We start from the raw sequence: 21,227 nt of genomic DNA on the forward strand, positions 1-21,227 counted from the left end.
CTCGCCTTTTGGTCACCGTTTCATCCGCCTATGGTCTCTTCAGCTAAATATGAATCTAAGGGATGCCTTAATGTCCAGCGATCCTCTCGTCATCTTTACGCCATCTGGCAAACGGGGCAACTTCCCCGTCGGAACTCCAGTACTCACGGCAGCACGCCAACTGGGTGTTGACCTGGATTCTGTTTGCGGAGGACGAGGCATTTGTTCCAAATGCCAGATTACCCCCTCCTATGGAGAATTCTCCAAACACGGAGTAACAGTAGAAGATAACGCGTTGAGCGAATGGAATAAAGTCGAACAACGTTACAAGGATAAACGTGGCTTGATTGATGGGCGCCGTCTGGGATGTCAGGCCACGGTTCAAGGCGATGTTGTTATCGATGTACCGCCAGAGAGCCAGGTTCATCGCCAAGTGGTGCGCAAGCGCGCCGAAGCCCGCGATATCACGATGAATCCCTCGACCCGTCTTTTCTATGTCGAAGTCGAAGAACCCGATATGCACAAGCCCTCTGGTGACATGGAGCGCCTGATTGAGGCTCTGGAAACTCAGTGGGATCTCAAAGGGGTAAAGACCGATCTTCACATCCTGCACGTGCTGCAACCAGTGCTGCGCAAGGGAAACTGGAAGGTCACCGTTGCGGTGCATTTAGGGGATGAAAGCCATCCGCCAAAGATCATGCATATTTGGCCTGGTTACTATGAGGGTACGGTCTACGGTCTTGCGGTTGACCTTGGCTCAACCACGATTGCAGCCCACCTATGTGATCTGAAATCTGGTGAAGTTGTTGCCTCCTCTGGCATCATGAACCCGCAGATCCGCTTTGGTGAGGATCTGATGAGCCGGGTCAGCTATTCCATGATGAACAAGGGCGGGGATCAGGAAATGACCCGTGCTGTTCGTGAGGGGATGAATGCACTGTTCACCCAGATTGCGGCAGAAGCGGAGATCGACAAGGCCTTGATCGTGGACGCGGTCTTTGTCTGCAACCCTGTAATGCACCACCTGTTCCTGGGCATCGACCCCTTCGAATTGGGCCAAGCCCCCTTCGCGCTTGGAACCTCCAACGCATTGGCCCTACGCGCAAGCGAGTTGGATCTGAACATCCATCCCGCGGCCCGTGTCTATCTTCTGCCTTGTATTGCCCGGCCACGTAGGGGCGGACGCCGCAGCAGTTGCCCTCTCTGAAGCACCGGATAAATCCGAAGACCTCGTTCTTGTCGTAGACGTGGGAACAAACGCTGAGATACTTTTGGGAAACAAGGAAAAAGTCCTTGCTTGCTCCTCTCCTACTGGACCGGCATTCGAAGGCGCGCAAATCTCGAGCGGTCAGCGCGCGGCCCCCGGAGCGATTGAGCGTCTGGAAATCAACCCCGAAACCAAAGAGCCCCGCTTCCGAGTGATCGGGTCAGAGATTTGGTCAGACGAAGAGGGCTTTGCAGAGAGTATCGCTACAACTGGTATCACCGGGATTTGCGGCTCCGGGATCATTGAAGCCATCGCTGAGATGCGGCTTGCCGGCATTTTGGACGCTTCAGGCCTTATCGGCTCATCGGAGCAGACCGGAACTGCACGCTGTATCCAGGATGGTCGGACCAATGCCTATTTGATCTGGGATGGATCCGCAGAGGGGGGGCCGACAATCACCGTGACCAACCCCGATATCCGTGCGATTCAGATGGCCAAAGCCGCACTATACTCCGGTGCGCGCCTACTCATGGACAAACTCGAAGTGAGCAAGGTCGATCGCGTCGTGTTGGCCGGTGCCTTTGGAGCGCATATCTCGGCCAAACACGCGATGGTTCTGGGTATGATCCCCGATTGTGAGCTCGACAAGGTGACCAGCGCCGGCAATGCAGCGGGCACGGGCGCACGCATTGCCCTGCTAAACACCGAAGCGCGCTCAGAGATTGAAGAGACAGTCCGCAATATTGAAAAAATCGAGACCGCGGTTGAAAGTCGGTTCCAGGAGCATTTCGTCAATGCATCGGCCATTCCCAATTCAGCAGACCCCTTCCCGATACTTGAGAGCGTTGTGTCTCTGCCTGAGGTCAATTTCAACACGGGTGGGGGCGACGCTGCTACCTCCGGGGCCGGTCGTCGCCGTCGTCGCCGTGGCTAAGTTCTTCTAAACCTAAATATTGGGCCGTCCATATATTGGGCGGCACTTTTGTGTAAGGCCTCTCGGGCCTAATGTACCCCCTGTATATAACAGGGCTTTGTTTCCGTTGACCTTTCCAATATTTGCAAATATGCCTAACGAGCAGAGCGGGTATGGTGAAAAGGTATCACGGCAGCTTCCCAAGCTTTAGTTACGGGTTCGATTCCCGTTACCCGCTCCAGAAATCAACCTTGTCAGTAAAAATATCAATATTTATCAACAGCATCGATATGCTGCCCATCTTTTAAATCTAGAAACACCCCACCAAACACCCCACAACAACCGAAAATGGGGGTCGCGTGAGGACGGTTAGATTGCAAGGTCGGGTGTACCGATTTCGGATACGCGTACCCATCAGATTTGAAACTGTAAAAGCTCGAAAAGAGATAGATGTCTCTCTGAAAACAGGTGACATTCAAAAAGCTGAGGCCAAAGCTGCCAAGCTGGAATCCCGGTAGCTGGCAATGTGGGAAGTGAAGATAGCTGGAGAAAGCGCCGACTATGAGGCAATAGTCAAATACTGCCAAACAATGGGCTTTGCCTATCGCAGCATTCCCAATCAAATCGGCTAAGACTTTCTAAAGAGGATGCATGATGTGTCGCCAGGTAAGCATCACCAAGCGAAGGCGCTGCTCGGAACCATCGAAAACCCTGACGCGTTGGTTTCAAAGATGCCTAAGAGATATGAAACCATCAGCGCCTACCGGCTTCAAAAGAAGAATGCTGAACAGCTCAGGATCTAGTGCATTCCTTTTAAGAGGGCTGCTGTTTCATTCGTCGAAAAATGTGGTGATCTACTCCTAGAAGCCATCACGACCCGCGAAGCTCATATTTTTAGGGACCACCTGCGAGTCTCTGTAGAGACTGGAAAATTGTTGCAAATACCGCAAACCGGATGTTTGGATCTATGCAAACAATGTTCAAAGAAATTACCACGGATCAAAAGCAACCGATCTCCAACCCTTTTGCAAATCTTCGGCTTAAGGAAACCAAAACCAAAGGGCGCCGCAAAGCCATACCGCCTGAGATGATTCAACGAATTTTAACCCCAGGCGCTATGGGCAAGCTCAACGTAGAAGCCCGTGACGTTATGCTCATATGCCTTAACACAGGTTGCAGACCATCTGAGGTTTGCGGCGTACTGCCCGAGCACATTCACCTGAAAGATGACACATCACATTTTGATCTAGTTGAGGAAGGGAGGGAATTGAAATCCGGGGCATCGATCCGAAAGGTTGTTTTGCTAGGTGTGGCGCCAGAGGCCATCATCCCGATCGAAAGCAGGCCAATCATGCACTAACAATCAACTTGGACCAGTCAGATGAGGCTGCTCAATGCGGACATTCTGCTCGGTGAGATGCAGCTGGATTAGACCGTCAACCTGACCATGTCCGATGATGATTGCTTCCTGTTCAGCGAGGGCGACGGGCTGTTTGAGATCATGGCCGATCTGGGCGAAGAGGTGGCCAAGGGGGATCAGGTGGCACGGGTCTGGCCGCTGGACCGCACCGGCCAGCCGCGCTGGCCTGGTGATCAGCCGCCATTTTCCCGGTCTGATCAAATCCGGCGACTGTGTGGCCGTTGTCGGCGTTCCCGGCGCCTGATAAGGCAAAGATATGCAACTGGACCAGCGCGATCTTGAAATCCTGCGCGTGCTCTCGACAGAGGGCCGCATCACCAAGGCCGCGCTGGCCGACCGGATCGGCTTGTCACCGACCCCCTGCTGGGACCGGCTGAAAAAGCTGGAGCAGGCCGGATTGATCGAAGGCTACGGCGCCCGCATCAATCTGAAAAAACTCGCCCCCCATGTGACCGTGTTTGTTGCGGCCGAAATCGCGGATCACACCGCTGCCAGCTTCCGCGCCTTTGAGGCTGCTATGCAGCGGTATGAGGAGGTCATGGCCTGCTGGGCTCTGGGCGGCGGCTTTGACTACCTCTTGCAGATCGTCACTCGCGACATCGACGCCTACCAGCGGCTGATCGACGAGATGCTCGATGCCCGCATCGGCCTATCCCGCTATTTTACCTATGTGGTGACCAAACCCGTCAAAAGTGCCACTGCGCCGCCCCTGGATATTCTTCTATCAAAAGAGCCACAAGACAAGATCTGAGGCGTCAATCTCGAAGCCTAGGGTGCCCGTCCCAACGCCAAAACCGCATTGAGACCACCAAAGGCAAAGGCATTGGAAAGCGCGTAATCAACTTCCACCTCGCGCGCCTCATTAGGCACGACATCTAAGGCGCATTCCGGATCTACCTCTTCATAGCCTATCGTCGGGGCCACAATCCCGTCTTTAAGCGCCATGATACAGGCCAACAGCTCAACCGCACCGGTGCCGCCGATCAGATGCCCATGCATCGATTTGGTTGAGGACATCATCAACTGGTCCGCATGCGGGCCAAATGCATCGGCAACCGCAGCACACTCGGTTTTGTCATTCGCCGCTGTGCCAGTACCATGGGCATTGATATAGGCCACCTGACCCGGATCCAGACCCGCATCCTGCAAAGCGCCGGAAATCGCCCGTGCGGCCCCTTGCTTGCTGGGCATTACGATATCCGCCGCATCCGAAGACATGGCATAGCCCAAAACTTCACAAAGGATCTCTGCGCCCCTGGCGCGCGCATGCTCATATTCTTCAAAGACAAAGATACCAGCGCCTTCGCCCTGCACCATGCCATTGCGATTGGCGCTGAAGGGGCGACAGGCATCCTTTGACATAACCCGCAAGCCTTCCCAGGCCTTCACCCCACCAAAGCAGAGCATGGATTCCGATCCACCTGTGATCATGGCCGGGCTCATTCCGGTGCGGATCATCTGAAAGGCCTGTGCCATCGCATGATTGGAAGAGGCGCAGGCGGTGGAAACCGTGAAACTGGGCCCTTTCAGGTTGAACTCCATCGAGACATGGCTGGCGGCCGCATTGTTCATAAGCTTGGGGACCACAAAGGGGTGCACCCGGTTCTTCCCATCCTCATAGACTGAGCGGTAGTTATCATCCCAGGTTGAAACCCCTCCACCGGCAGTGCCCAGGACAACCCCGGCCTTGGCCGCCAGTTCCCCATGAAATTCTAGCCCGGATTGCGCAATCGCCTCTTTTGCAGCAGTTAGCGTAAACTGGGTGAACCGGTCATAGAGGGTCATCTGCTGACGGTTGAAGCGTCCTTCGGCCTCAAAGCCGCGCACCTGGCCGCCGATTTTGATCGACAAGCGGTCAACGTCGCGAAACTCCAGCGGACCGATTCCGCTGCGCCCCTCACGCATGGCCTCAAAGGTGCTGGTCACGGAATGACCCAAGGCATTAATAGTTCCTGCCCCGGTGATCACAACACGCTTCATCTATCTGGTCCCTGGCCTATTCCTGAGTACTATCATGCCTTTTGTGACAGTAGTTTTTCGATCCCAGAAATTATCGATGAGACATCGGTAATATCAAAATCACTGTCTTCGGGTGTGTTGGCATTGAAAGGAACCGAGATGTCGAACTCCTCTTCAATGGCAAAAATACACTCTACCAGCCCCATGCTATCGATCCCGAGATCTTCGAGGCTGCTGCTGGGTGTTACATCGGATGGAGTCAACAAAGCCTGTTCGGCGATGATGGCGATGACCTTTTCCTGAGTGCTCATACTGGCCCCCTGATCATTGATGTCGTGGCAGATGTAGCCCCTTGGCGGTTATTTGAAAACCGCCTTTTTCAACGCGTCCAGATCCCTCATCAGGCGAGGTAGGCGCCGTTGGGCTTTGTAGATTTCCGTGTGAGTTTCCATCTTCACCGCGGGATAACCCATCACCACGCGCCCTGCCGGCACGTTAGAAAGTATCTTGCTACTGCCTGCGGCAATAACCCCGTCCCCGATAAAGAGGTTATCCGCGACACCGCATTGCCCCCCCAGGACAACATTGTTGCCAACATCAACGGAGCCAGAGAGCCCAGTCTGTCCACAAAGCAGGCAGTCTTCACCGATACGTGTGTTGTGACCAATATGAACCTGATTGTCTAACTTGCTGCCTCTGCCAATGACCGTATCGCGGATGGTCCCATTGTCCAGCGTGCAGTTGGCACCAATTTCCACGTCATCTCCGATAGTTACGGCGCCTAACGAATGTATTCTCATCCAACTTTGTGCTTTGGCATCCCCCTGGTCGCCCAGTGTTTTGCGGACGTTTTCAACACCGGAGACCTCAGGCGTCACATAAGAGAATCCATCACCCCCGACCCGTGCACCTGGTTGGGCCTTGAACCGATCTCCGATTTTTGCACGCGCCCCAATAGAGACCATCTCACGTAGAAAAGCGTCCTCTCCCAGCGTGGCATCAGCGCCGATATAGCAATGCGGGCCAATTACAGAGCCCCGACCGATCCGGGCGCCGGCGGCAATGATGGCAAGTGGACCGATGGAAACGCCTTCGCCGATTTCAGCCGTGGGATCGACAACCGCGGTGGCATGAATGCCAGGCTCAAATCCCTGCCCCTGATCCAGCAAAACCGTCACCTGCCCCATCGCCATACGGGGGCGTGTGGCAAAAATTACAGCTTTCAGGCCAAGGGCCTGCCAGTCTGCACCTTCCCATACCAGGGCACTCTCTGCGCGGCCTTCGCGAAGACCTTCAGCATATTTTTCAGAAGTGGCAATCGCCAGGTCTTGCGGGTCCGCCTCTTTGGGCTCTGCCGCTCGGGTGATCGTGAGATCAAGATCTCCCTGCGCCTCGGCGCCCAAAGCCTCTGCGATCTGGCGAATCGAATACATAACGGGCCCCTCCCAAACTTGCTTTGACGGTGAGGCCCGTGTTTCCAGGATTAGCTTTGCAGCTCTGGCACAGTCACCCCAGCCCGCTCTAGTGCGGCCCAGACCTTTGCATCACGCCCATAAACATCCCGGCGGAACTCGGCCCGACCTTTGTTTGAGACATAGGCGGTTCTGTAGATAATGTGAACAGGCACCTGCTGTTCCAGTTCCACCTTGGTTTCTTTCCCGGAGCTCAAAATCCGATGGAAAAAAGCTTTGGGATCTTCGGTCTGCCGTGCGAGGAGCGCATAGGCGAACTCAAATGGTTGCGCCAGGCGGATGCACCCATGCGAAAACGCACGAACCTCCCGCTGAAACAGGCTCTTCTGCGGAGTATCATGAAGATAGATATTGTATTTGTTCGGGAACATGAACTTAACCAGACCCAACGCATTTCGACTGCTGGGAGGTTGTTTCATTGCATAGGGGAAGTTCCGCGCTGTGAACTGTGAGAAATCAGCGGTGCTGCGATTAACCACCCTGCCCCGACTATCTGTGATCTGAATATGTCCAACCGCATTTGGATTGTTTCTCAGCTTGGGCAGATATTCCTTGGTGATGATTGACCGCGGCACATACCAGCTTGGGTTAATGACCATATGCTCCATGGTGTCAGAAAACTCCGGCGAGCGACGGTCATGCGTGTTTTTACCAATTACGGATCTGGTTTCAAAGGTCACATCACCATTGTCAACAATCCGGGCTGTAAAGTCGGTCTGATTGACCAGAACATGGCGTTCCCCGCGCTCAGGCGCCAGCCAACGTTCACGCTCCATTGCAACGATCACGGATTTCAGGCGGTCCTGAACCGGGCGATTGATCTCCTTTAGGGTTCCGGTTCCAGCAACACCATCCACCTCAAGACCATGTTCCGATTGGAAACGCTCAACAGCGCGCTCCATGTTGCGATCATATGTGGCTGACGCGCTGCGCTGCAAGAACCCCATTTTGATCAAACGGTTCCGGAGCGAAACAACTGCCGCCCCCTGATCTCCAGGTTCGAGCTTACTGGCTGGAACCGAAGTGCCCCAGCCTCCGGCTTCTACCAGTTGCTCAAGGCGCTGCTTCTCGCGCAGAAGCGCACGATACTGCGGCGAAGCCGGAACAAGAGCGCGCAAATAGGCAAAGGGCTGCGCCTGCTGCATGCCGTTCAGCAGTTCAGCACCATCGCTGTCCCGCCGCTTGCGCACCATTCCGTCATCAATAGTAGCAGGCTGCAGCATCCCGGTCTGCAACTGCGCCGCATAGGTCACAAAGGCTTCACTAAGGCTTGCTTCGACCTTCCCAAAATCTCTGGCCGTTCGCGCGTCCCGCATCATCCACACCAGCTCGCGGGCCTTTGCCGCCTGATCTGGCAGACCATGCGCCGAGGCCTCTTCCAATGCTTTCAAGAGTGCGGCACGGCGTAGTCTCGCCCTATCCCCTTCAGCGGTCCACAGGGCTGTATAGCCATTTTCGCGATAAAACTTTGCAACATCTTCGTTAACCGATGCGGTCTCAGCAACCGCTTGCCGGAATGCGGTAACCTGTGCCGTCACTTCCTGAGGGACCCCAAAGCCGCAGATCCCGGCCAAGGCCAGAGCAAAAATCCTATTTTTCCAGCTTTGTGTTAGGAACGAGCTCATCGTGAACCTCATAATGTTACTTCCTCAGCAGCGGTGCGCCACAATTCTGACGCTAGGTACATGAAATTTTGGTGAAGGCCAGACCAGAATGTCCATTCACGTTTTGTAAACCATGTTATGACTAAATCTTAATGGTGCGTAGCAGCCGCATATTCAGGTTTACCACCTTCGCAAGAAGGGGAAAAGTTAACGTCAAATCCCCCTTTGCGCAAAATTTTGCCGAAAATCCGCTTCGTGGTTAATAGGCGAGATTCGAATCTTGGTAGCGGCTAAGCACTGTGGCATACAGCCTGCAGGCTACAAAGCACAGTTGCTCGTAACATCGAGCTCAGGCAGGACATAAACACGTTAGGGATGGCGTAGTAATATGGCAGAAACGAAATCTGCGGGATTCTCCCGCCGAGCACTCCTTGGTGCATTCGCTGCAACAACCGTTGCCGCAGCGCCAACCTTCTCAAAGGCTGCAGGATTCTTGCGGGGAGGTGGTGATATCCGCCGTATCAGGATGTATTCCGGCCGCACTGGTGAGCGCCTCGATATGATCTATTGGATTGATGGTGACTACATCAAAGACGCAGTTCGCGAAGTAAACTACTTCATGCGTGACTGGCGTACCGATCAAATCAAGTCCATCGACCTTAGAACCATCGACATTATGGCCGCCTCCCATAATCTCTTGGATGTGAGCGAACCCTATATGCTGTTGTCAGGCTATCGTAGCCCGCAGACAAACGCGATGCTCAGAAGCCGTTCTCGCGGTGTGGCCAAGAACTCGCTTCATATGAAAGGTCAGGCCGCGGATCTTCGCCTGGCTTCTCGCTCCGTTTCGCAAATGGCCCGCGCCGCCCAGGCCTGTCGTGCCGGTGGCGTCGGGAAATACAGCCGTTCGAACTTTGTGCATATGGATTGCGGCATCGTGCGCAGCTGGGGTGGCTAAGCCCACAGTTATGCCTCCATCCCTCAACTGTTTCAGAAAGCGGCCTTTGGGGTCGCTTTTTTGTTTCGACCAGCAGACAGATTACCCGCAAAACCTATCTAACCAACCCCTTCCCCGATCTGCAAGGATCTATTCCAGCCCAGTTGGAACCAAAGCAACTTCTGGCCAGATCACGCCCTGAAAGAGAAGTGTTTTTTCCATTGCAGAGCATAGTTTGGCCAGCTATACCCCGCACATAGGCACCTGTAGCTCAGCTGGATAGAGCGCTGCCCTCCGAAGGCAGAGGCCAGAGGTTCGAATCCTCTCAGGTGCGCCAACCCCCTTCTTCTGTACCAGGCTCTCGAAAGTCGCCATCGACGAAGAGTTCACTGCTGCAAATGACGTTCCATCAGCTCGCGAAAGCGTCGGTTTTCCATAAGGTTATCGGCGGTTGATTGGGCGCATTCTCGTGCAGATCCGCTTAGTGCCACGTCTCTCAGAACATTCCTGAGATCCTGTGGACGCAGTGCCTTTAGCGAATTAGCGACCGCTGCATCGATACTCTGACTAGCAACATCGATCCCAATCCCACGAATAAAACGACCACTTCTGATCTCTCTCAGAGCGGCGCGCGAAAGCGCATCTTTAAGGGGGCGCAGGAACCGCCCTATGATCTGCCCCAACATGGCATCTGAAACTGAGTTCAATGCGTTCAGCCCAATTTCACGCTGAACATCACTGGTGGTCAATACTTCACCGGCGAGGCTGCGACCAACACGGGTCGCACCATTTTGAATTTCGTTGACCACAAAGCTCGTGGCCGCACTGCGGACAAGGGCGGTTCCTGCGCCTTGTGAGGCCACCACAGCAGCTGAAGCGGCGCCTGAAGCTCCTGCGGTCAGCGCTAAAGCACAGCCCTGCAGCGTCATGAAGGATAGGTTTCGTGTCAGCGTCAGAACTTGAACCGATCTCCCGCCACCAGCGTCGAAATCATTCAAGTAGTTCCGCATAGAGCGTCGAAAACTCGCCGCATCTCTTTGCCAGGCATTAAAGTTATCATAGAAATCAAGGATCCCAGCTGGACTCAGATTTCGTTCCAATCGATCATGTCGGCGTTTCAGTTGATTTGCGCGGGTGGCTGTTGGCAGATCAGCGCCACCTACCGCTTCAATAATCCAGTGAATTGGCTCATTGCGGCGTTGATGATGCCAACGCCAACGCCCATAGGAATGACAAAAAGGTCCGGAGGCCCTATTCCAGACGTGGCGTCGCGTTTCACGGACCAGTCTTCGAACCAAGGCTCGGGTGTCACGCTCTTCCAATGTAATGAGCTGACCATTCAAACAAATCGTATATGACATAATAACCTCAAAACACTTTCACCCCAAAAAACGAAACAGGGTGTGGGCCAAAGCCTAGTCAGCTTTGGGTTCTGAGGCAAATTCCACTGGCGCAATTTAGCCGATGCCCAAGGCTGTGGAACCCGGCAGGCAAAGAAAAAGGCGGAGCAAAACTCCGCCTTTCTGAACTTAGATATTTCTGCGGATCACGCGCGGCGACGACGGCCACCTGCGCGACCACCGCGACCGCCGCGGCCACCTTCGGCACCGGCAGCGTCAGGCGCTTTGTTGAACTTGATCCAATCGCCGCCATGCGGGTCATTGTTGGTCAACAGGTTGGCTGCTCGGATAGCTTCCATCTCCTTGCCGGCTTTCGGCTTGGTGGAGCCCAGACCAAACATCTGCACAAAGGCCTCATCTTCCATGCCCTCTGGCAGGATGATGCCAGCAGCTTCCACTTCGGCTTTCTTTTCTGCGATTTTCTTTTGCGAAATTGGCAGGCCGACAGGGTTCATAATGGCAGAAGTCATGCCAGCCGCCATCGCCATCGGCAGGAAGGCATTGTTGATGCCATGGCGGTTTGGCAAGCCAAACGAGATGTTGGAAGCGCCACAGGTAGTGTTCACGCCCAGCTCATCGCGCAGACGACGGACCAGTGCAAAAACCTGTTGGCCAGCTGTCGACATCGCACCAATTGGCATAACCAGAGGGTCAACCACGATGTCATGGGCTGGAATGCCAAAATCTGCTGCACGTTCAACGATCTTCTTGGCAACTTCGAAACGCACGTCGGGATCTTCAGAGATACCTGTGTCGTCATTGGAAATTGCAACAACGGGGACGTTGTACTTTTTCACTAGCGGCAGAACGAACTCAAGGCGCTCTTCTTCACCGGTGACCGAATTCAGCAGCGGGCGGCCTTCAGCTGCCTGCAAACCCGCTTCCAGAGCTTCGGGAACAGAAGAGTCGATGCAGAGAGGGACATCGGTCAGACCCTGAACCAGCTCGACGATCTTGGTCATCAGCGGAGGCTCAGTCTCGTTCGGGTTCGGGTTGGAATTGTAAACCACGCCTGCGTTGATATCGAGGATATTGGCACCTGCCATCACCTGGGCCAGCGCGTCTTTCTCAACGGTTGAGAAATCGCCAGCTTCCAGCTCAGCCGCCAGTTTCTTACGGCCAGTTGGGTTGATGCGCTCACCGATCACGCAGAAGGGCTCATCGAAGCCCAGGATCGCGGTTTTTGTTTTTGATTCTACGACTGTACGGGTCATTTTTGATCCTTAGGGTCTCAGGAGTTAACCGGCTTGGCAGAGTCGCCGCCATTGTTGATCGCCCAGGTAGCATTGGTCTTGATGCCGCCCAGTGGGAAGAAGTGGACCTTCTCAATCTGGAAGTCCGGATTGGCTGCCTTATGCACCGCCAGATCAGCCAGAATCTCACCTGGTTCGTGTGGCAACAGCAGCTTGGACACGTCTTTGGCACGTTTCTGCAGAACTTTCAACGATGGGCCAACTCCGCAAGCGATGGCGAATTTGATCATGGTTTGAAGTTTGGCGGGACCCGCGATGCCGATATGAACCGGCAGGTTCATGCCGCGCTCTTTCAGCTCATTGACCCAATCGATGACCGGTTGCGCCTCAAAGCAGAACTGGGTTGCCAGCGCCATTTGGGCGTCGGTGCGCTTGGAAAACTCCTGCTTCCAGTCCAGTGCGGAGTAGGTGTTTGCGCGACCGCCTTTGGGGTCGATATCCAGGTTGGGCTCAGGATGGCCCGCAACATGCAGGTTGGTGAAACCTGCTTCGTCAAAAAGACCAGTTTCCAGCAGCTGCATGGAGCTGTCGAAATCACCATGCGGCTTGGCAACACCACCAGCAAGGATCAGGCCTTGCTTGACACCTGCCTCCCCCTGGTAACGGTTGATCCAATCACCCAAGGTTGCTTTGTCTTTGATGATGCGCGCGGGAAAATGCGGCATCACTTCAAAGCCTTCGCCAGCTATTCGCTTGGCGGTGTCGACCATGTCTTCAATCGGAGTGCCTTCGATATGGGCGATATAAACACGTGTACCGGCGGGTAGAAGGTCGCGGAAATCATCGACCTTAGCAGCGGTACGCGGCATCACTTCAATCGAATAGCCTTGCAGGAAGGCTTCCATTTCGGGGCTGACGGGCTGGCCCGCGCCAGTGTCGCGTTTTTTAAAGTTCAGCAAAGCCATCGCGGCCTCCCATAGTGGTGTTAGGCTTGCGCCCATCCGTCATTTGCAATCAGAATCTTCAAGCGGCTTTGGTCGTATTCCGCCTCTAGACGTTTGGCTTCGGATTCAGCGATCTCGCTTGCATCACCCTCTACTGCGTAGGGGTCAGCCTTGCGCCATTCTGCAAGATAGGCATCACTGTCTTTGGCGTTCACTTTCATTGCAGCCCGATCGATTGCCTGTTCAAAGCGTTCTTCCAGCTGGCGTTTTGCGCCTCGGCGCCCTTTGCCCACGATAACCTGTGCAGGAATATCGCGCCAATACACGATGGTGACATCCGCCATTCGTAGTCCTCCTCAGACGTCTGATCTCATGTTTTCTAGTCGCTCCGGCAAAACAGAGTACGCCGGATTTCGACACCGTTTGGGTTTTGAGCGACGTTTTGTGCGCTCAACTGATACCGTCAGATCCCCTGGCATGGCTATGGAAATCGCTGTCAGGATTTCCTCAAAAAACTCAACATGCTTATGAATCGCGCGCAAGAGCGCTGCCGACCTCCAAGCGTTGCATCACCGTTTCGCCAAATGCGGCCCTTGCGCCGCCCTGCCCGGCTCCATATTCTAAAGACAACACGAAAATCGGAGGGCGTGAATCATGGCGCCCAGGCGTTCCAAAGGTGCGGGCGCGTTCCCCAAAGCGGTTGAACCCCAGGCACCCGTCGGCCCAGATCAAGATGCGCTCTATGCGGCGCTGGATCTTGGTACAAACAGTTGTCGCATGCTGATCGCTCAGCCAAAAGGGAGCGGTTTCCATGTGGTAGACAGCTTTTCTAAGTCGGTGCAGCTAGGCACCGGGCTTGAGCGAACGGGACGCTTGTCTCGCTCCTCTATGCTTCGAACCGTTCAGGCTTTGCGCATTTGTCAGCAAAAACTCAAGCGCAACCGGGTCAAACGTATGCGTCTGGTCACGACAGAGGCATGCCGTCGCGCAAAAAATTCTCGTGATTTCATACGGCAGGTGAAACGCGAAACCGGGCTTAAGCTGGAGGTTATCAAGCCTGAGGAAGAAGCGCGCCTGGCCGTCATTTCCTGCGCCCCCCTGGTTTCGACCAAGACAGAGCAATTGCTGGTCGTTGATATTGGCGGCGGTTCAACAGAGTTGGTCTGGATCGATCTCTCATCCGTTCCGCGCCGCGACCGCCCCTCCTCTATTATGCGGTTACATGCGGGTTTCCATTCTACCGATAGTCCTTTTCCGGCGGCCAAGGTCGTCGATTGGATCTCTGTTCCTCTCGGGGTGGCCACTCTACGCGATCAATTCAACGATGTTGAAGATGATGCCGCGCGGTTTGCACTCATGAGTTGGTTCTTTGAGGAGCATCTCGAGAATTTTGCCCCCTATCGCGACGAACAGGCCCGTGAGGGGTTCCAGATCGTTGGCACCTCGGGAACAGTTACCACTGTTGCCGCCTCGCACTTGGGCCTCAAACGCTATGACCGCACCAAGGTCGATGGGCTGCGCATGACAAGCGACCAGATTGATCGAGTGATCCGCGGATATCTGGAACTTGGCCCACAGGGGCGCCGAAGGGATCCTCGCATTGGTGATGACAGACAGGCCTTGATCATGTCTGGCTCTGCAATCTTGCAGGCGCTGCTGCGGTGTTGGCCGACAGATCGTCTATCCGTTGCTGATCGAGGTCTGCGCGAAGGCCTGCTTTACGCCCAGATGAGTGCGGATGGGGTTTTGGAAGACGGCCCCTTCTAACCGGATGCAAATTACTATAATGCACAGGTCCTGAGTTTTCTGGAGCTGGGCAACTGCCTGGAGTGCGGCACATGGCTAAAACACCTACTGGCAAGAACACATCTGGACGAGGTCAGCGTGACCTCAAGGTCAAGGTGAAGACCGCGCGCGGCCGCAAGTTGAGCTCTACACGTTGGTTGCAGCGCCAGCTCAACGATCCCTATGTGAGACGTGCTCAGGCCGAAGGCTACCGCGGTCGTGCCGCCTATAAAATTATGGAACTCGACGACAAGTTCCGCTTCCTCGTGCCTGGAGCCCGTGTGGTTGATCTGGGCTGCGCGCCCGGGGGCTGGTCGCAGGTCGCCGTCAAGCGCATTAACGCTCTGGGTGAGAGATCTGGCAAGGCGATTGGCACCATTCTGGGCGTTGACCTGCAAGAAATTGAACCCTTGGCCGGGGCAGAATTCCATCAACTCGACTTCATGGACGAAGGCGCCGATGAGCAGGTGAAGACCTGGCTGGGTGGCAATGCAGATGTGGTGATGTCGGACATGGCTGCAGCCAGTTCAGGCCACAAGCAAACAGACCACTTGCGCATTATGTCACTCTGCGAAACTGCGGCCTATTTCTCTTTTGATGTATTGGAAGAAGGTGGCACCTTTGTCGCCAAGGTCTTGGCCGGTGGCGCCGAAGGTGAACTGCAAAAGCTGCTGAAGCAAAAGTTCACCAAAGTGGCCAATGTCAAACCTCCGGCATCGCGTTCTGACAGCTCAGAGAAGTTTGTGGTTGCGATGGGGTTCAGAGGCTAATTGCCATCCAAACCCCATCACTTTGCCTGTAGTTTCAACGGTTTTTACCGATTTAAGAATGCGCGGCCTTAAGTGCTGGCATAAGCGACTGGGTCGCTGAGATCCTTAGGCGAACGGTTTCTTCCGTATCACTATCTGCCAGACGCGTCACACGCAGGTTCTTTTTTGCAGCACTCAAAGGCATTGTTCGTTCCTGGATCATTTCCAGGATTTTCCTTTGGGCACTGCTACTCTTTAGAGTTTTCATTTGTTTTGTCCGGTTGTTCCCGCCTCATAGATCCAAGAGTAAGGTGGGATTGGGACCCACTCATGGCTGAATTATGGCAGAACCGCCTTATTGTTGCGTTAACAGAAACAAAATAACGTTTATCGCACTTCAATTGATGCATGGGCAACAGCGCAATGCCTTTAGGCACTGTCAATCAAGGCGCCGTTGAACTCCGCCCCGAGGATCAGGATCGCAGCATTGACATACAAAAAAATGATCGCTGCAATCGCACCTGCCAGGCCAGCATAGGTCGCAGAATACTGCGCGATGCTTGTCACATAAAAGGCAAAGCCGATCCCGGCAATCCACCAGAGAAACGCTGTCACCAGAACCCCGGGCAAGATCTCTCGTATAGGATGGATTCGGCCGGGTAAGAACAAGTGACACAGAAGGACAGCCAAAAACGGCATCCCTAAAATCAGAGCCCTGTTCATGCCTTTTCCCAAGCCGTTGAGCAACTCGACCTGGGGAAATAGCTCTGAGAAATACGCGACATAGAGCGGGATAGCGATCTCAAAAACTGCAGCAATCAGAATGCCGCTGCCCCCGAGAATGACCAGCCCAAGGCAAATCAAGCGCGAGAGCCAGAAAGGACGCTCATCGAGATCATGATAGGCACGCACCATTGCAAAGCGGATGGCATTGACGCCGTTGGATGCAAAGAAAAGCGCAAGTACTCCACCGAAAGTAGCCAAACCAGGGCTGGATGTTTCCAATACCGCATAGAGTTCTCGAAGAATTGGCCCTGAGACCTCTGTCGGCCAGGCGCCAAACACAAGATCAACAAGCTGCTGCAAGCGCAATTCATGTGACACCAGGTTGGCAACCGCCCCGGCGAGGGCCACGGTAAAGAGAACAAAAGGGAAGAGCGCCAACATCATAGACATCGCTATATGGCTGCACAGCACCCATGCGTTTTTTTCATGGAACCGTCTAAGCGCAAGCGCAAATGAGAAAATTGCCCGTTGCATGCGCCTCTGTCTCCCTTTCTTCCATGTTCTCACCAATCGGGGAACCAGCGGCCCCACTTTCAGTCGCTAAAAGGAGCGCCTACATATCTCTTTATGAGGCTTTCCGTCCGTATAGCAACGATCTAGGTGAAGCGGCTGCTTTCTTTACGTAATTGTGCTTTCTCCGCTCTGGACAGCCCGGTGTTGTGGGTATTGACTGGTTTTCAAAACAGCGCCCCACTAGTTTTTGTGGGCCTAAAGGAAATCGTCACAAGAAATGCTACTAAAGGTCAGGAATCTAGGGAAAACCATATCTGGCCCTTCCGGGAGAACGACCATCCTGAACGGCATCAACCTGGATCTAGACGCAGGAGCCAGTCTCGCGCTTACCGGTGAAAGCGGATCCGGGAAGAGCACTTTGTTACATCTGATTGCTGCCTTGGATGGATTTGACGCCGGGGAAATCGAAGTTGCGGGAAATCGCCTCTCTCGAGCCAACGAGGGCAAGCGCGCCCATCTCCGAAGAACGATAGTATCCGTTGTTTTTCAGCAATTTAACATCATCCCCTCACTCAATGTTCAAGACAACATCGCGCTTCATGCCGGATTGGGTAGCAAAAGTGATCCTGCCTGGGAGCACCATCTCATAGACAAGCTGGGCCTGCGGGATCACCTCCATCATTTTCCGGAACAACTTTCGGGTGGACAGCAACAACGTGTGGCAATTGGCCGGGCTATGGCGATGCGACCCAAGCTCCTCTTGGCGGATGAGCCAACGGGAAATCTGGACGAAGCCTCTGCGCAGTCTGTTCTGGATCTCATGCTTGATCTGGTGAAAGAAAGCGAAACCGCCCTGTTTCTTGTGACCCATTCTTTAGAAATCGCCAAACGGCTGGATCATCAGATCCAATTAAAGGGCGGGGTATTGCAGTGACACGCTTTGCGCTGAGAGCAATTCTGTCTCACTGGTCCCTCCATCCCTTTCAGCTCGCCGTCCTGCTTATTGGCTTATCACTTGCCACCGGGCTCTGGACCTCGGTGCAGGTCCTCAACGCGGAGGCACGCGCCAGTTATCAGCGGGCGGAAAATCAAATCAACATGGCGCAGTGGGACATCCTGACCAGCCAAACCGACCTGACCTTAGAGGATTTCGCTGAATTAAGGCGTCGCGGCATCTTGGTGTCACCCGTTCTGGAACATGAGCTACAGGGAGGCTCCAAACCTATTAAGCTCTTAGGCATTGACCCCCTCAGCTTTCCTGGCTTGGAGGTTATCCTTGGCACAGATCATGCGCCATCCACCGACCCCTTGCCTTTCCTTCTCCCGCCCGGACAGGTCGTTCTGCACCCTGAAACCCTTGGTGATTTGAACCTTACGCAGGAGCTTCCGCCCTATATTCTGAACGCATCAATCCCGCCGGGAGTCGTTTTTTCGGATATCAGTTTTGTGGCGAGGTTTTCCCAACAGGAAAACCGGATTAGTTACTTTATAATGCCTTCCTATCAGCCTCTTACTCAGAACATCTCAACCAAACCCCCCTCCCGCTTTAAGCTTCAGAAAGCCGAAAAATCAGCTTTGGGTCTGTCTCGCCTCACTGAGAGTTTTCATCTTAATCTTACAACCTTTGGGTTCCTGTCCTTTGCTGTCGGGCTGTTCATCGTTCAGGGTATCGTCTCATTGACCTTTGAGCAAAGGCGCAGACTGATCAGAACCCTGCGCTGTCTTGGGCTCCCACTATCAAAACTTGTCTTGTTCTTTTTGGCAGAGATCCTGACGCTCGCTCTGATTTCCGGAACGGCAGGCCTGTTGATCGGGTATTTTACCGCGCTTTTGTTGCTGCCCAACGTCAGCGCCACCCTATCAGATCTCTTTGATACAGAGGCGCTCACCTACCTGCACCTTCGGCGTGAATGGGTCCTCTCGGGCTTGTCCATGGCATGTATCGGAGCACTGGCCTCCAGCGCGTATGCCTTTTGGCAGCTCTGGCGCATGCCCATCCTCCTTGGCCCCTCGTTCCTGGCGAGAGGTCAGCAATCGGTAAAAGGATATGGCTTGCTCCTCGTTGCTGGTGGTTTTTGTTGCCTCGGAGGGGTGCTAGTTTTTCAAGTCATTGGCGGGCTCATGGGCGGCTTTGCCCTGCTCACAGGTGTGATGCTCGGCACAGCTCTCTCTCTCCCATACCTCATAGCGAAGATATTGCGATGCGGATCCTTGCTGGCACAGAAACCGATCTTCAAATGGATTTGGGCAGACACGGCTGCACAACTGCCTGGAATGTCCCTCGCCCTGATGGCGCTCCTTTTGGCTATGGCGACCAATATCGGTGTCGGGACAATGGTTTCCAGCTTTCGCCTCACCTTTCTGGGGTGGATGGATCAACGTCTTTCGGCAGAACTATATGTGACCGCCCGTGACGATGCTGAGGGAGACGCGCTTGAGGACTGGCTTCACCAACAGCGTATCACCACGCTTCCCATTCGCTCGACAGAGTTTCGGTTCGAGGGGCAACTGCTCAAAATCTACGGCGTAGTTGATCACACCACCTATCGTTCAAACTGGCCTATGCTTTCCGCGGAGGATGGGGTTTGGGACAAGTTAGCCAGGTCAGAGGGGATCTTGATCAATGAACAGCTTGCCCGCCGGATGGCAGTAGGTTTAGGGGATCAGTTGCTGCTGCCAGAAACCTGGCCGAAGCAGATACTGGGTATCTACTCCGACTATGGAAACCCCGATGCACAAGCCATCGTGTCTATGCCATCGCTCTTAGCACTGGCACCAGGTGCCGAAAACCGTCGCTTTGGCCTCAGGCTTGCGCAGCAAGAGGTTCCTTCTGTTATGAAGAAAATCCAGCAGGCATTTGATTTACCGAATAGAAACGTAGTTGACCAGGCTAGTCTGAAAGCACGATCCCTACATGTGTTCGATCAGACCTTCCTTGTGACCGGCGCGCTGAGCATCCTAACCCTAGGCATCGCTGCCTTTGCCATGCTGACGAGTTTTCTGACTATTTGGAACCAGAGGTTACCTCAGCTGGCGCCGGTTTGGGCAATGGGTATCGAAAGGCGCCAACTCGCCTTTTATGACATCCTGCGCAGTTTGCTCTACGCAGCGCTTACAACTCTTCTGGCCCTTCCCTTGGGCCTTGTTCTGGCCTGGGTGCTTTTGCATGTTGTGAATGCCGAAGCCTTTGGCTGGCAGTTGCCAATGCATCTTTTCCCGCTGGACTGGCTGGGTTTGGGTTTCTTTGCCCTCTTGGCGGCTCTGGTTGCCGCGGCGCTCCCTGCATGGCGGCTCTCTCGTATTGAGCCCTCCACACTGCTGAAGGTCTTTGCCAATGATCGCTAGATCGCTTCTTTTGATCTGTCTTTTGCAGCTCCCAGCTGATGCCCTTGCCCAGGGATTTGCCGGCCTAGGTACCCAGGCCGAAGGGTTTGCAGTTCCATCAAGAGACTATCAGTTCAGCTTTCCAGATGATCATGGCCCACATCCTGATTTTCGCATTGAATGGTGGTATTTGACGGCCAACCTTAAAGATAACAATGGGCGGGATTACGGGGTTCAGTGGACATTGTTCCGATCTGCCCTCAAACCGGGTGAGGCACCTGGGTGGCAAAGCCCGCAAATCTGGATGGGGCACGCGGGGCTGACTACAATGGACCAGCACTTCTCCGCAGAACGCTTGGCGCGTGGGGGTACGGGACAAGCGGGCGTGACCAGTGCGCCATTTGAGGCATGGATTGACGATTGGCACATGGCTGGAAGTCCCGATCTGTCGCACATCGACCTGACAGCTCGGGGCAGCAACTTCTCCTTCCTGCTGCAGGCAGAAAGCAACAAGCCGCTCGTTTTTCACGGCCAAGATGGCTATTCGGTCAAATCCGCGGCTGGCCAAGCCAGTTACTATTATTCGCAACCCGCCTATCGCATCACCGGCCATTTGGACCTGCCAGACGGTACAGTGGAGGTCCAGGGATCTGGTTGGCTGGATCGCGAATGGTCCAGCCAGCCGCTTGCAGAAGATCAAGAGGGCTGGGACTGGTTTTCGCTGAAATTTGATAGCGGTGAAAAGCTTATGGCATTTGTTTTGCGTAGCGTTGATGGGCAAACGACTTTCGCTCTGGCAGCTGGATCACCAAAGAAAGGTGTATTACACCCCCTTCCCCTAGATGCCTTCACAGCGCTCCCTCTAGAAACTTCAGAGGTTACCGGTCGTAGTATTCCAACCAAATGGAAGCTGAATTTGCCGGGGCAAGACCTCGAGATCACCGTCATCGCGCTGAACAATAACAGCTGGATGGAAACGAGCTTTGCCTATTGGGAAGGTCCTGTTCGTATCGAAGGCAGCCATTCTGGAATGGGGTATTTGGAAATGACTGGTTATGAAAAATGAAGGCGCCAAGTGGCGCCTTCTTTCCGGGTTAAATAG

20 protein-coding genes, 2 tRNA genes and 2 pseudogenes are annotated in these 21,227 nt (G+C 54.3%); 14 read left to right on the forward strand and 10 right to left on the reverse strand.

Annotation, left to right across the window (positions count from 1 at the left end):
* Positions 1 to 70: 70 nt before the first annotated feature.
* The 7 genes and pseudogenes from RSK20926_RS04760 to RSK20926_RS04780 all read left to right on the forward strand — a co-directional run bounded on the left by RSK20926_RS04760 (position 71) and on the right by RSK20926_RS04780 (position 4,270).
* Positions 71 to 2,120 (forward strand): annotated as a pseudogene (locus RSK20926_RS04760) (ASKHA domain-containing protein).
* A gap of 146 nt (positions 2,121 to 2,266) precedes the next feature.
* Positions 2,267 to 2,340, forward strand: a tRNA-Gly gene (locus RSK20926_RS04765).
* Positions 2,341 to 2,458: 118 nt separating this feature from the next.
* On the forward strand, positions 2,459 to 2,617 hold the full coding sequence (locus RSK20926_RS23475; RefSeq protein ID WP_442852516.1) for a DUF6538 domain-containing protein: 159 nt from the start codon (positions 2,459 to 2,461) through the stop codon (positions 2,615 to 2,617).
* Between the two features lie 129 nt (positions 2,618 to 2,746).
* Positions 2,747 to 2,902, forward strand: a complete 156-nt coding sequence (locus RSK20926_RS22985; RefSeq protein WP_008204772.1) for a hypothetical protein — start codon at positions 2,747 to 2,749, stop codon at positions 2,900 to 2,902.
* Positions 2,903 to 3,075: 173 nt separating this feature from the next.
* Positions 3,076 to 3,459: a hypothetical protein gene (locus RSK20926_RS04770; protein ID WP_232281847.1), complete on the forward strand. Its 384-nt coding sequence runs from the start codon at positions 3,076 to 3,078 to the stop codon at positions 3,457 to 3,459.
* A 27-nt stretch (positions 3,460 to 3,486) separates the two neighbouring features.
* Positions 3,487 to 3,763: pseudogene (locus tag RSK20926_RS22375) on the forward strand (N-alpha-acetyl diaminobutyric acid deacetylase DoeB); the annotation flags it as partial.
* A gap of 12 nt (positions 3,764 to 3,775) precedes the next feature.
* Positions 3,776 to 4,270, forward strand: coding sequence for an Lrp/AsnC family transcriptional regulator (locus RSK20926_RS04780; protein WP_008204775.1), 495 nt, complete (start codon positions 3,776 to 3,778; stop codon positions 4,268 to 4,270).
* A gap of 17 nt (positions 4,271 to 4,287) precedes the next feature.
* Here the strand turns inward: RSK20926_RS04780 and RSK20926_RS04785 are convergent, their stop codons facing one another.
* Genes RSK20926_RS04785 through RSK20926_RS04800 form a run of 4 tightly spaced genes read right to left on the reverse strand, consistent with a single transcriptional unit; the run spans position 4,288 to position 8,575 of the window.
* On the reverse strand, positions 4,288 to 5,499 hold the full coding sequence (locus RSK20926_RS04785) for a beta-ketoacyl-[acyl-carrier-protein] synthase family protein (protein ID WP_008204777.1): 1,212 nt from the start codon (positions 5,497 to 5,499) through the stop codon (positions 4,288 to 4,290).
* Between the two features lie 32 nt (positions 5,500 to 5,531).
* On the reverse strand, positions 5,532 to 5,789 hold the full coding sequence (locus RSK20926_RS04790; protein ID WP_008204778.1) for an acyl carrier protein: 258 nt from the start codon (positions 5,787 to 5,789) through the stop codon (positions 5,532 to 5,534).
* Positions 5,790 to 5,837: 48 nt separating this feature from the next.
* Positions 5,838 to 6,911: a UDP-3-O-(3-hydroxymyristoyl)glucosamine N-acyltransferase gene (gene lpxD, locus RSK20926_RS04795; RefSeq protein ID WP_008204780.1), complete on the reverse strand. Its 1,074-nt coding sequence runs from the start codon at positions 6,909 to 6,911 to the stop codon at positions 5,838 to 5,840.
* Between the two features lie 50 nt (positions 6,912 to 6,961).
* Positions 6,962 to 8,575 (reverse strand): L,D-transpeptidase family protein, encoded by a 1,614-nt coding sequence (locus RSK20926_RS04800; protein WP_008204781.1) that lies wholly within the window; start codon positions 8,573 to 8,575, stop codon positions 6,962 to 6,964.
* 367 nt (positions 8,576 to 8,942) lie between these two features.
* Here RSK20926_RS04800 and RSK20926_RS04805 point away from each other — a divergent pair, with 367 nt between their 5' ends.
* Entirely contained in the window at positions 8,943 to 9,512 is a 570-nt protein-coding gene (locus RSK20926_RS04805) for a YcbK family protein (protein ID WP_008204782.1), read from the forward strand.
* Between the two features lie 239 nt (positions 9,513 to 9,751).
* Positions 9,752 to 9,828 (forward strand) — tRNA-Arg (locus RSK20926_RS04810).
* Positions 9,829 to 9,877: 49 nt separating this feature from the next.
* Here RSK20926_RS04810 and RSK20926_RS04815 read toward each other — a convergent pair.
* From RSK20926_RS04815 to RSK20926_RS04830, 4 genes are all read right to left on the reverse strand, one after another.
* Positions 9,878 to 10,852 carry a hypothetical protein gene (locus RSK20926_RS04815; protein WP_037253769.1) on the reverse strand — a complete coding sequence of 325 codons (975 nt, stop codon included), beginning with the start codon at positions 10,850 to 10,852 and terminating at the stop codon, positions 9,878 to 9,880.
* Positions 10,853 to 11,037: 185 nt separating this feature from the next.
* Positions 11,038 to 12,105 (reverse strand): methyltetrahydrofolate cobalamin methyltransferase, encoded by a 1,068-nt coding sequence (locus RSK20926_RS04820; RefSeq protein WP_008204785.1) that lies wholly within the window; start codon positions 12,103 to 12,105, stop codon positions 11,038 to 11,040.
* A 17-nt stretch (positions 12,106 to 12,122) separates the two neighbouring features.
* Complete coding sequence (locus RSK20926_RS04825) at positions 12,123 to 13,049, reverse strand: methylenetetrahydrofolate reductase (RefSeq protein ID WP_037253930.1); 927 nt, start codon at positions 13,047 to 13,049, stop codon at positions 12,123 to 12,125.
* Between the two features lie 20 nt (positions 13,050 to 13,069).
* Entirely contained in the window at positions 13,070 to 13,372 is a 303-nt protein-coding gene (locus RSK20926_RS04830; RefSeq protein WP_008204787.1) for a virulence factor, read from the reverse strand.
* A gap of 310 nt (positions 13,373 to 13,682) precedes the next feature.
* Here RSK20926_RS04830 and RSK20926_RS04835 point away from each other — a divergent pair, with 310 nt between their 5' ends.
* Positions 13,683 to 14,795 carry a Ppx/GppA phosphatase family protein gene (locus tag RSK20926_RS04835; RefSeq protein WP_037253771.1) on the forward strand — a complete coding sequence of 371 codons (1,113 nt, stop codon included), beginning with the start codon at positions 13,683 to 13,685 and terminating at the stop codon, positions 14,793 to 14,795.
* 71 nt (positions 14,796 to 14,866) lie between these two features.
* Positions 14,867 to 15,583, forward strand: coding sequence for an RlmE family RNA methyltransferase (locus RSK20926_RS04840; RefSeq protein ID WP_008204791.1), 717 nt, complete (start codon positions 14,867 to 14,869; stop codon positions 15,581 to 15,583).
* Positions 15,584 to 15,635: 52 nt separating this feature from the next.
* Here the strand turns inward: RSK20926_RS04840 and RSK20926_RS22770 are convergent, their stop codons facing one another.
* Complete coding sequence (locus RSK20926_RS22770) at positions 15,636 to 15,785, reverse strand: hypothetical protein (RefSeq protein ID WP_157133040.1); 150 nt, start codon at positions 15,783 to 15,785, stop codon at positions 15,636 to 15,638.
* Between the two features lie 206 nt (positions 15,786 to 15,991).
* Positions 15,992 to 16,822, reverse strand: a complete 831-nt coding sequence (locus RSK20926_RS04845) for a YihY/virulence factor BrkB family protein (protein ID WP_037253773.1) — start codon at positions 16,820 to 16,822, stop codon at positions 15,992 to 15,994.
* 256 nt (positions 16,823 to 17,078) lie between these two features.
* Here RSK20926_RS04845 and RSK20926_RS04850 point away from each other — a divergent pair, with 256 nt between their 5' ends.
* From RSK20926_RS04850 to RSK20926_RS04860, 3 genes are read left to right on the forward strand one after another with little or no spacing between them, the layout of a single operon-like run.
* A complete protein-coding gene (locus RSK20926_RS04850; RefSeq protein WP_008204794.1) occupies positions 17,079 to 17,735 on the forward strand; it encodes an ABC transporter ATP-binding protein in 657 nt (218 codons plus the stop codon).
* The gene (locus RSK20926_RS04855) at positions 17,732 to 20,146 is read left to right on the forward strand and encodes an FtsX-like permease family protein (RefSeq protein WP_008204795.1); all 2,415 of its coding nucleotides are present in this window, start codon (positions 17,732 to 17,734) and stop codon (positions 20,144 to 20,146) included. The genes RSK20926_RS04850 and RSK20926_RS04855 overlap by 4 nt, the downstream gene beginning before the upstream one ends.
* Entirely contained in the window at positions 20,136 to 21,191 is a 1,056-nt protein-coding gene (locus tag RSK20926_RS04860) for a lipocalin-like domain-containing protein (RefSeq protein WP_008204796.1), read from the forward strand. Before RSK20926_RS04855 ends, RSK20926_RS04860 begins: the two co-directional genes overlap by 11 nt.
* The last annotated feature ends 36 nt before the right edge of the window (positions 21,192 to 21,227 follow it).

It is taken from the genome of Roseobacter sp. SK209-2-6, from assembly GCF_000169455.1.
Lineage (GTDB): Bacteria > Pseudomonadota > Alphaproteobacteria > Rhodobacterales > Rhodobacteraceae > Pseudophaeobacter.